At 65.3% G+C, this 2885-nt stretch carries 2 protein-coding genes; one reads left to right on the forward strand and one right to left on the reverse strand.

From position 1 onward, the window contains the following. The first annotated feature begins 196 nt into the window (after nucleotides 1–196). The gene (locus tag AC1D1P_RS19665) at nucleotides 197–943 is read left to right on the forward strand and encodes an ABC transporter substrate-binding protein (RefSeq protein ID WP_477674132.1); all 747 of its coding nucleotides are present in this window, start codon (nucleotides 197–199) and stop codon (nucleotides 941–943) included. A 10-nt stretch (nucleotides 944–953) separates the two neighbouring features. Here the strand turns inward: AC1D1P_RS19665 and purL are convergent. After that, a partial coding sequence (gene purL, locus AC1D1P_RS19670) for a phosphoribosylformylglycinamidine synthase (protein WP_477674131.1) occupies nucleotides 954–2885 on the reverse strand: 1932 nt, incomplete at its 5' end.

A 2885-nucleotide genomic window follows, 5' to 3' on the forward strand; every position in this document is an offset into this window, starting at 1 on the left:
GCGCTTGCGAGGCCTGACGGGCATAGGGCTCAAGGAAGCCAAGGATGCGGTGGAAGCCGGGGGAATCGGACCGGGTACGGGCGCTGGCGAGGGATCTGGCCCGAGCGAAGGACAATCCCCGGGCCAGGTGAGCAACTCAAACGGCTTGTGGTGGTGGCTTGCCGCACTGGCCGTGCTGGCGCTGGCTGGTTTCGCGCTGCTGGGTTGTGTCTCTGCGCCGCCGGCTCCTGCCGCCGAACTGGCGCCGTCCGGCAAGCTCAGGGCCGCCATCAATTTCGGCAACCCCATACTGGCGGCTCGCATGCCGGACGGTTCACCGCGCGGCGTCTCGGTGGATCTGTCCAACGAACTCGGCAAGCGCCTGGGCGTACCGGTGCAGCTGGTGACCTTCACATCGGCCGGCAAGGTGGTCGAAGCGGTCAGGGATGCGCAGGTTGACATCGCCTTTGTCGCGATAGACCCGGTGCGCGGCGCAGACATGTTGCAGACGCCGCCCTACGTGATCATCGAGGGCGCGTACCTGGTGCGCATGGACTCGCCGATACAACGCAATGAAGAGGTGGACCAGGTGGCCAACCGCGTCGTGGTCGGCAACGGCAGTGCCTACGATCTCTATCTGACCCGTGAACTGAAAGCGGCCAGGCTGGTGAAGGCCCCCACCTCCCCGGCGGTGACCGATGTGATGGTCGCGCAGAACATCGAGGTGGCGGCCGGCGTCAAGCAGCAGTTGGAGGCTGACGCTAAACGCATAACGGGCGTGCGTTTGCTACCGGGGCGCTTCATGGTGATCAACCAGGCTATGGGCCTGCCCAAGGGGCGCGAGGCCGGTGCGCGCTACCTGGCGGCGTTTGTCGAAGAGATGAAGGCTTCGGGATTTGTGGCCACAGCGTTGGCGCGCCACGGCATTGAGGGCGCGGCAGTCGCCCCGCCCTCTACCCGCTAACGCCAAAGACTCACCCCACCCACTTGCGCGCGTTGTGCCAGAGGCTCATCCACGGGCTGCGTTCGCTGGCGCCGCCCGAAGTCCAGCTCTTCTGGATGTTGCGGAACACGCGCTCGGGATGCGGCATCATCGCCGTGAAGCGGCCGTCAGCTGTGGTCACGGCGGTGAGGCCGCCGGCGCTGCCGTTGGGGTTGGCCGGATAAGCTTCGGTCGGCTTGCCATCGTTGTCGGTAAAGCGCATAGCGGCAATCGCCTTGGAGGCATCGCCCCGGAAGGCGAAATTGGCATAGCCCTCGCCATGCGCGACGGCGATCGGCAGGCGGCTGCCGGCCATGCCCTGCAGGAAGATGCTGGGGGACTCCAGCACCTCGACCATGCTCAGGCGTGCTTCAAAGCGCTCGCTGCGGTTGGTGGTAAAGCGCGGCCAGGCCTCGGCGCCCGGGATGATGTCGGCCAGTTCGGCAAACATCTGGCAGCCGTTGCACACGCCCAAACCAAAGGTGTCCTGGCGCGCAAAGAACGCCTTGAACTCTTCGGACAGCACCGGGTTGAAGGTGACTGAGCGCGCCCAGCCGATGCCAGCCCCCAGCGTGTCGCCATAGCTGAAGCCGCCGCAGGCCACGATGCCCTTGAAGTCGGCCAGCCTGGCGCGACCGGTTTGAAGGTCAGTCATATGCACGTCGCAGGCTTCAAAGCCGGCTTCGGTGAAGACGTAAGCCATTTCCACATGCGAATTGACGCCCTGCTCGCGCAGCACCGCCACGCGTGGCCGCGCCGACAGGTTGAGCGCGGGCGCCGACAGCACTTTGACTGGATCAAACGTCAGTTGCACATGCAGGCCCGGGTCGGCGGGGTTGCCGGTGGTCGCGTGTTCAGTATTGGCGCAATCGGGGTTGTCGCGCTGCTGGCAGATCTTCCAGCTGATCGAATCCCAGACCTGATGCAAGTCTTGCAGCTTGGCCGAGAACACGGCCTTGGTGTCGCGCCAGACCTGGATCTCGCCCTTGCCGACTTCGAGCGAGGCGTGCTGTGGGCGCGTCTTGCCGATGAAGTGGCTGAATTTGGAGAGGCCGTGCTCGCGCAGGGTCTGCATCACTTCGTTGCGCGCAGACGTGGCCACCTGGATGACGGCACCCAGCTCTTCGTTGAACAGCGCCTTGAGCGTGAGCTCCTCGCGGCGCGCGCCGACCTGGCTTGCCCAGTTCTTGCTGTCGCCCGTGTCCATGCGGCTGTCGGAAATGCCGTCGCCCTCAACCAGCAGCATGTCGATGTTGAGTGATACGCCGACGTTGCCGGCAAAGCCCATTTCGCAGACCGCGGCAAACAGGCCGCCGTCGCTGCGGTCGTGGTAGGCCATGAGCTTGCCGTCTTTGCGCAGCGCATTGATGGCGTTGACGAGGTTGACCAGGTCTTTCGGATCGTCGAGATCGGGCACCTTGCCCTCTTCCTTGTCCAGCGTTTGCGCGAGGATGGAGCCGCCCATGCGGTYCTGGCCCTTACCCAGGTCAATCAGGATCAGCGTGCTGTCGGCCTCATCGCGGTTCAGCTGCGGCGTGAGGGTGCCACGCACATCGGGCAGTGTGGCGAAAGCGCTCACGATCAGCGACACCGGCGAGGTGACTTTCTTGCTGTCAGCGCCCTCGCTCCACACGGTGCGCATCGACAAGGAATCCTTGCCAACCGGAATCGACACGCCCAGCGCCGGGCACAGCTCCATGCCGACGGCCTTGACGGTCTCGTAGAGCGCCGCATCCTGGCCGGGCTCGCCGCAGGCGGCCATCCAGTTGGCTGACAGCTTGACACGCGGCAGCTCAATGGGCGCGGCCAGCAGGTTGGTGATGGCCTCGGCGACCGCCATACGCCCCGAAGCGGCCGCGTTGACGGTGGCCAGCGGCGTGCGTTCGCCCATGCTCATGGCTTCGCCCGCAAAACCGCTGTAGTC

The organism is Polaromonas sp. P1_E1_2 (genome assembly GCF_056406035.1).